Here is a 6,787-nt window from a genome sequence, read left to right on the forward strand (position 1 = left end):
CTCCTTTTTTAATATTTGTTTTTTAATTCATTGTAGAAAATTGAAGGTTCAACAGGTAAATTGTTTCTTTCTTTTATAGTAAACAAAAATAATCTTTTTCTTGCCCTAGTCATTGCAACATAGAATAATCTTCTCTCTTCTTCTAATAATTTTTCGTCAAAAGAGTTTAACACACTCTTTTGTGGAAATTCTCCATCAATTAAATCAATAATAAATACATTATCATATTCTAAACCTTTTGCAGAATGTATTGTTGAAATTGAAATATTAGATTTTGATCTTGAGGCATTTTTAAGACATTCTTTTAATTTATCCAGTTTTTCTATAAATTCATCAAAAGTTTTTAAATCTTTGGATAAATATTTTATCAAGTCAAATATTAGATTATAATTTAGATTGGAAAAGTCATTAAAATTATCCAAATAATCCCCATATCCTATATCATAGAGAATACAATCAATTTTATCTTTCATTTTCATTTTTTTTAATCTTTTAAAATCATTTCTTAAAGATGTAAATTTGTTTATATAAAAATCATTTAACTCATCCAAGTCTAGTAGACTTTCCAAAACACATTGATTATAAGGCTTATATTCCAATTTAGCGATGAAGTCCTTTTTTATATAGGCATTAAGTTTAAAATAAATTCTTTTAAAAGCTTCCAAGTCTGAAGTATCTTCAGAAAATAAAAGGATATTTTTTACATCATTTAATATTCGGTTCGAATAAAAGTCGAATTTATTTTCTTTTACAAAAAAATCAATATCATTATTTTTTAATATGTCCGCTATATATAGCGAAGATATATTATTACGATACAAAACTCCAATTGTTTCATTAGGATTTATTTCAGAAATTCTTTTTAACAATTCTCTTGCTTGAATAGTTGAATTTTTGACTTTAAATAGCATTATTTGTGAACTTTCTTCAGTTGTATGTTTAGAAGTTTTTTCATATCTAATTTTATTTCCTTGAATTATTTTATTGCTTATTTTTATTATATTTTTTGTAGAACGAAAATTTTTATCCATAAAAAATATTTTTGAATTCGGATAAATATTTTTAAAATTTAATAAGTTTTCAGGACTTGCACCTCTAAAACTATAAATTGACTGATCATCATCTGCTACTATAAAGACATTATTTTCAGGAAATACAATCTTTCTGATGATTTCAAATTGTAATGTTGAGGTATCTTGACCTTCATCAATTTGAAAAAATTCATATCTATTTTTTAAAGCTTTTAAAAGTTTTTTATCTGTTGAAATATATTCATTAGCCAAAATGAGCAAATCATTAAAATCCATAAAATTATTTTGAATTTTTATTTCATCATATAAATTATACAGTTTTAACATTAAAGAACGATTTGAAATAAAATGATTTTTTCTTATATAGCCTTCAAAATCGTACATTTTATTTTTTGTAAAGTCATAAATTGAAAAGAAGTCATTTATTTCTTCATCAGAAAGTTTTTTATAGTTTTTTTGGTAATACACTCTTTTTAAAATTAAAATTCTATTGAATTCGTTATTTCCTTCAATTAAAGTTTTTTTGATGTTTTTTACTTTCATATAATTTCTAACTATTTCATAACAAAAAGCATGAATTGTTTTAAAAGTAATTTTTCCTCTGAATTCAGGATTTTGAGCTAAAAATCTCTTTTCCATATCAATTCCTTGAGATTTGCTGAAAGTAATAGAAATAATTTTACTTGGATCTATATTATGATTGTTAATCAAATTTAAAATTCTATTTAATAATACAGTTGTCTTGCCTGAACCCGGAACTGCTAAAATTAAAGCTGGACCTTCAAAATGTTTAATGGCATCAACTTGTTGATTCGTAAAATTCATATAATCACCTTAGTATATTCTATCATAAAAATAATTCCTTTTAAAGCATATTTATGGTAAAATATAGGACGGAGGTTATTATATGGACAAACATTATATTCCTAACACCAAAGGTGTTATATTTACAAATAAGAATAAATTTTCTTTCAATATTGATTCAATTTTGCTATCCTATTTTTCAAAAGTGAAAAAAGATAAGATATTAATTGATATCGGATCAGGAACTGGAATAGTAGGCTTTAGAATTAATTTTTTAAATAATTTAAAAACTGTATATCTTATAGAAATACAAAATGAAAATGCAAAGCTTATTGAGCATAGTATTGTTGAAAATAAACTAAAAAATGTTGTCCTTTTAAATAAAGATTTAAAAGAATGTTATAACGATTTTGAAAATTCATCTGTTGATTATATTGTCTCAAATCCTCCATATAAAAAAATGAATACTGGAATATTAAATGAAGATGAGAATTTTTTGATTTCAAGATATGAATATGCACTTAAACTTGAAGATATTTTAGATTTTTCATATAAAAAACTAAAATCTTCAGGAAAAGTTTTTTTGATTTACAGTATGGAACGTTTGGTTGATGTTTTAAGTGAATCGAGAAAATTTAGATTAGAGCCTAAAAGAATTCAATTTATTTCTACAAATATAGATAAAAAGCCACATCTGTTTATGGTTGAGCTAGTTAAAAACGGAAATAGTAATTTATTGGTTGAAAATAATATTTATATTTATAATAAAAATGGAGAATATACTGATAAGATTAAGGAGATATATTATGGACAGAATTTCTAATATTTATTTTATTCCAACACCTATTGGTAATATGAAAGATATAACACTTAGAGCATTGGAAGTTTTAGAGAAAAGTGATATAATTTATTGTGAAGATACCAGAAACAGCTCAAACTTATTAAAATTTCATAATATAAATACTAAATTAGTATCATATCATAAATTTAATGAGAGCGAGAGAATTGAAGAAATAATAAATAATATAGAAGATGGAAAAATTGTTTCTGTAATTTCAGATGCAGGAATGCCGATAATAAATGATCCTGGCTTTGTGATTTTACAGGAAGTTATAAAAAGAGATATATCTTATGAAATTTTACCCGGAGCATGTGCGTTGATAAATGGAATTTGTGGTAGCGGATTTGATGCGACAAGTTTTGTATATATGGGATTTGTTCCTAAAACGGATTCGGAACGTAAAAAATATTTTCAAAGTTTTAAAAATATGAAAGTTACAGGAATATTCTATGAAAGTCCACATAGACTTTTAAAAACATTAAAATTTTTATATTCTTTATTTGGAAATATAAATGTATGTGTATGTAGAGAACTAACAAAGTTATTTGAAGAGTACAAAAGAGGAAATTTAGAAGAAATTATTTCATATTATTCTGAAAAAGGAGTAAAAGGAGAGATAGTTCTTATAATAGAAAAAATATCTGATGAGAGAGTGGATATTGATATAAAAAAAGAGATATTAAAATTAAAAGATGATGGATATAGCACTAAGGACATTGTAAAATTGCTAAAAAATAATTATAATATTTCAAAAAATGAAGCGTATGAATTAGTATTGAATTTAGAAAACGAGGAGGAAAAATAAATGTCACAACAATTATTAAAAGAAAAACAATATCATATTGATATGAAAGCGGGAGATGTTGGAAGATATGTAATTTTACCAGGAGATCCAAAAAGATGTAAATTAATCGCTAAATATTTTGATGATGCGGTTTTAGTTGCAGATAATAGAGAATATGTAACATATACAGGATTTTTAGAAGGAGAAAAAGTTTCTGTAACAAGTACAGGAATTGGTGGAGCAAGTACATCAATAGCTGTTGAAGAATTGCATAAAATCGGCGCAGATACATTTATAAGAGTTGGTACTTGTGGTGGAATTGAATTAGATGTTGAAGCTGGAGATTTGGTAGTAGCAACTGGAGCAATAAGAATGGAAGGAACTTCAAAAGAATATGCACCAATAGAATTTCCTGCAGTTGCTGATTTTAATATCGTAAATGAACTTTCAAATGCTTGTATTGAAACAAATCAAAAATATCATGTTGGAGTGGTGCAATGTAAAGATGCATTCTATGGACAACATCAACCTGAAACTAAACCGGTAAGCTATGAATTATTAAATAAATGGGAAGCTTGGAAAAGACTTCATACAAAGGCAAGTGAAATGGAATCAGCAGCATTATTTATAGTATCAAGTTATTTGAATACTAGAGCAGGTTCAATATTTTTGGTTGTAAACAATCAAGAAAGAGTTAAACAAAATCTTTCTAATAATGTAATAGAAGATACAGATAGAGCAATAAAAACAGCAATACTTGCTCTTAGAAATCTTATTAAAAAAGATAGAGATAATAGATAATATAGATAGACTTTATAAATTTAAGAATTTACTTATTTTTAAAAAATAAAGTTAATAATAAATGCTCTAAATTGCTTGACAATTGATTTACTTTGTGTTATTATCTTATGAGTAATATAATGTATAATTATGTTCAAATTTAGCTTTCAAGGAGGTGTTTCTATGAGAGATAAAGTTGTGTTGGCATGTACAGAATGTAAAAATAGAAATTACAATACTAAAAAGAACAAAAAAGTTACAACTAACAGAATTGAATTGAATAAGTATTGTAAGTTTTGTAAAAAACACACTCTTCACAGAGAAACAAAATAGTTAGAGATTGGAGGAGAGTAGTATGACAACAAAAACTACTGATCAAAAACAAAAGAAAACTAGCTTTATGCGTGGAGTTCGTCATGAATTTAAGAAAATAGTATGGCCTTCTAAAAAAAGTGTTTTTTATTATAGCCTTGCAGTAGTTACGATTTCTATAATTAGTTCAGCTATAATTTGGGGATTGGATAATGTATTAAAAAAATTGTTAGGTTTAATTATCCATTAATTATGAAGGAGGGAAGGACTTTAGTCCGCTTATATGACAACAGAAGAATTAAAGGATATTAAAGAAAAAGAAGCTAAATGGTATGTAGTACATACATATTCAGGGCATGAAAACAAAGTAAAGGCTAATATCGAAAAGTTAGTTGTAAATCGTGGAAATGACATTGATATATTTGAAGTTGTTGTTCCAACGGTTAAAGAAGAAACAGAAACTGGAAAAATTAAAGAAAAACAATTATTTCCTGGATATGTTTTAGTTAAAATGATAATAACAGATATCTCATGGTATTTAGTTAGAAATACTAGAGGGGTGACTGGATTTGTAGGGTCAGGTAATAAACCTGTACCACTATCTGAAAAAGAAGTAGAAACATTAGGTGTTTCTGCAAAACCATATAATGATGTGGAAATTAATGAAGGAGATTCTATTACAATTATAGATGGAGCATTTAAGGACTTAACTGCAAAAGTAATAGAAGTATCTCACGAAAATGGTAAATTAAAAGCTTTCGTTTCTTTATTTGGAAGAGATACGCTTGCTGAATTGGATTTTAGTGACGTAATAAAAAATTAAATTTGAAAATAATTTGAAAAACATTCAAAACAGAGATATACGAGAGTGGGAGGGTTTTAGCACCCGAAAACCACATTAGTTTTTAAGGAGGAACTATAAAATGGCTAAAAAAGTACAAGCATTAGTAAAATTACAAATTCCAGCAGGAAAGGCGACTCCTGCTCCACCAGTAGGTACTGCACTTGGACCTCATGGTGTAAATATAATGCAATTTACAAAAGAATTTAACGCAAAGACAGCTGACCAAGCTGGATTAATTATTCCAGTTGTATTGACTGTTTACCAAGATAGATCATTTACATTCATTACAAAGACTCCACCGGTACCAGTATTAATTAAGAAAAAATTAGGTATCGAATCAGGATCAAAAGTACCAAACAAAACTAAAGTTGGTAATTTAACTAAAGAACAAGTTAGAGAAATTGCAGAAATGAAAATGCCTGACTTGAATGCTGCCACTATTGAAGCGGCTATAAGCATGGTTAAAGGTACTGCTAGAAGTATGGGAATAACTGTAGAAGAGTAATATTACGTGGGAGCAAAAAGCGAACACCACAAGGAGGATATAAATGAAAAAAGGTAGAAAATATTTAGAAAGTTTAAAATTAATAGATAAAACAAACTTATATGATTTAAAAGAAGCATGTGAGTTAGCTGTAAAAACTTCAACTGCAAAATTTGATGAAACAGTTGAATTACATGTTAAATTAGGTGTTGATTCAAGACACGCTGATCAACAAGTTAGAGGTACAGTAGTATTACCTCATGGAACTGGTAAAACTTTAAGAGTTTTAGTTTTATGTAAAGAAAATAAAGTTCAAGAAGCTAAAGATGCTGGGGCAGATTATGTTGGAGCAGATGATCTTATTCAAAAAATTCAAACTGAAAACTGGTTTGATTTTGATGTAATAGTAGCAACTCCAGATATGATGGGTGTTGTTGGTAGAATTGGTAAAGTTTTAGGACCTAAAGGTTTAATGCCAAACCCTAAATCAGGAACAGTTACATTTGACATTGCTAACGCAGTTAAAGAAATTAAAGCTGGTAAGGTTGAATACAGAGTTGATAAAGCTAATATTGTTCACTGTCCAGTAGGAAAAGTTTCTTTTGGAGCTGAAAAAATAGAAGAAAATTTAAGAACTATAATTACTGCTATTATAAAAGCTAAACCATCAGCAGCTAAAGGAAAATATTTAAAATCAGTTTCTATTGCAACTACAATGGGACCTGGAATAAAATTAGCTTCTACTAAATTAGGAGAATAATTAATAATTTAGACACCATAAGGTGTCTTTTTTATTGTGAAACAACAAGGTTCTCGGGTACCCATCTGAAGCGAAGCATCATGGAAGGGTGGGGTTATTATTGTGAAACAACAAGGTTCCCGGGTACCCACCTGATGCGAAGCATCA

At 27.2% G+C, this 6,787-nt stretch carries 9 protein-coding genes; 8 read left to right on the forward strand and 1 reads right to left on the reverse strand.

The features are described from left to right. Positions 1-8 precede the first annotated feature (8 nt). Positions 9-1,856 (reverse strand): ATP-dependent helicase, encoded by a 1,848-nt coding sequence (locus tag VJI77_RS05865; protein WP_323988713.1) that lies wholly within the window; start codon positions 1,854-1,856, stop codon positions 9-11. A gap of 82 nt (positions 1,857-1,938) precedes the next feature. Here VJI77_RS05865 and VJI77_RS05870 point away from each other — a divergent pair, with 82 nt between their 5' ends. The 8 genes from VJI77_RS05870 (at position 1,939) to rplA (ending at position 6,640) form a co-directional block, all read left to right on the forward strand. Beyond that, positions 1,939-2,658, forward strand: coding sequence for a tRNA1(Val) (adenine(37)-N6)-methyltransferase (locus tag VJI77_RS05870; RefSeq protein WP_323988714.1), 720 nt, complete (start codon positions 1,939-1,941; stop codon positions 2,656-2,658). After that, positions 2,642-3,481 carry a 16S rRNA (cytidine(1402)-2'-O)-methyltransferase gene (rsmI, locus tag VJI77_RS05875; protein ID WP_323988715.1) on the forward strand — a complete coding sequence of 280 codons (840 nt, stop codon included), beginning with the start codon at positions 2,642-2,644 and terminating at the stop codon, positions 3,479-3,481. Before VJI77_RS05870 ends, rsmI begins: the two co-directional genes overlap by 17 nt. Next, complete coding sequence (udp, locus tag VJI77_RS05880) at positions 3,482-4,261, forward strand: uridine phosphorylase (protein ID WP_009372352.1); 780 nt, start codon at positions 3,482-3,484, stop codon at positions 4,259-4,261. It abuts the gene before it with no gap. A 162-nt stretch (positions 4,262-4,423) separates the two neighbouring features. Then, positions 4,424-4,573: a 50S ribosomal protein L33 gene (rpmG, locus tag VJI77_RS05885; RefSeq protein ID WP_009372623.1), complete on the forward strand. Its 150-nt coding sequence runs from the start codon at positions 4,424-4,426 to the stop codon at positions 4,571-4,573. A gap of 22 nt (positions 4,574-4,595) precedes the next feature. Then, positions 4,596-4,802: a preprotein translocase subunit SecE gene (secE, locus tag VJI77_RS05890; protein ID WP_009354239.1), complete on the forward strand. Its 207-nt coding sequence runs from the start codon at positions 4,596-4,598 to the stop codon at positions 4,800-4,802. Positions 4,803-4,835: 33 nt separating this feature from the next. Next, positions 4,836-5,375 carry a transcription termination/antitermination protein NusG gene (nusG, locus tag VJI77_RS05895; RefSeq protein WP_009372483.1) on the forward strand — a complete coding sequence of 180 codons (540 nt, stop codon included), beginning with the start codon at positions 4,836-4,838 and terminating at the stop codon, positions 5,373-5,375. A gap of 100 nt (positions 5,376-5,475) precedes the next feature. Further along, complete coding sequence (gene rplK, locus VJI77_RS05900; RefSeq protein ID WP_293440624.1) at positions 5,476-5,901, forward strand: 50S ribosomal protein L11; 426 nt, start codon at positions 5,476-5,478, stop codon at positions 5,899-5,901. A 43-nt stretch (positions 5,902-5,944) separates the two neighbouring features. Then, entirely contained in the window at positions 5,945-6,640 is a 696-nt protein-coding gene (gene rplA, locus VJI77_RS05905) for a 50S ribosomal protein L1 (protein WP_009372290.1), read from the forward strand. Positions 6,641-6,787: the final 147 nt, after the last annotated feature.

The organism is Parvimonas sp. D2 (assembly GCF_035282635.1).
Taxonomy (GTDB): Bacteria; Bacillota; Clostridia; order Tissierellales; family Peptoniphilaceae; genus Parvimonas.

What these genes read in the sequence shown, in the direction of transcription:
- VJI77_RS05865 (WP_323988713.1), bottom strand. Translation starts at nt 1,856, where the DNA reads ATGAATTTTACGAATCAACAAGTTGATGCCATTAAACATTTTGAAGGT.
- VJI77_RS05870 (WP_323988714.1), top strand. Translation starts at nt 1,939, where the DNA reads ATGGACAAACATTATATTCCTAACACCAAAGGTGTTATATTTACAAAT.
- rsmI (WP_323988715.1), top strand. Translation starts at nt 2,642, where the DNA reads ATGGACAGAATTTCTAATATTTATTTTATTCCAACACCTATTGGTAAT.
- udp (WP_009372352.1), top strand. Translation starts at nt 3,482, where the DNA reads ATGTCACAACAATTATTAAAAGAAAAACAATATCATATTGATATGAAA.
- rpmG (WP_009372623.1), top strand. Translation starts at nt 4,424, where the DNA reads ATGAGAGATAAAGTTGTGTTGGCATGTACAGAATGTAAAAATAGAAAT.
- secE (WP_009354239.1), top strand. Translation starts at nt 4,596, where the DNA reads ATGACAACAAAAACTACTGATCAAAAACAAAAGAAAACTAGCTTTATG.
- nusG (WP_009372483.1), top strand. Translation starts at nt 4,836, where the DNA reads ATGACAACAGAAGAATTAAAGGATATTAAAGAAAAAGAAGCTAAATGG.
- rplK (WP_293440624.1), top strand. Translation starts at nt 5,476, where the DNA reads ATGGCTAAAAAAGTACAAGCATTAGTAAAATTACAAATTCCAGCAGGA.
- rplA (WP_009372290.1), top strand. Translation starts at nt 5,945, where the DNA reads ATGAAAAAAGGTAGAAAATATTTAGAAAGTTTAAAATTAATAGATAAA.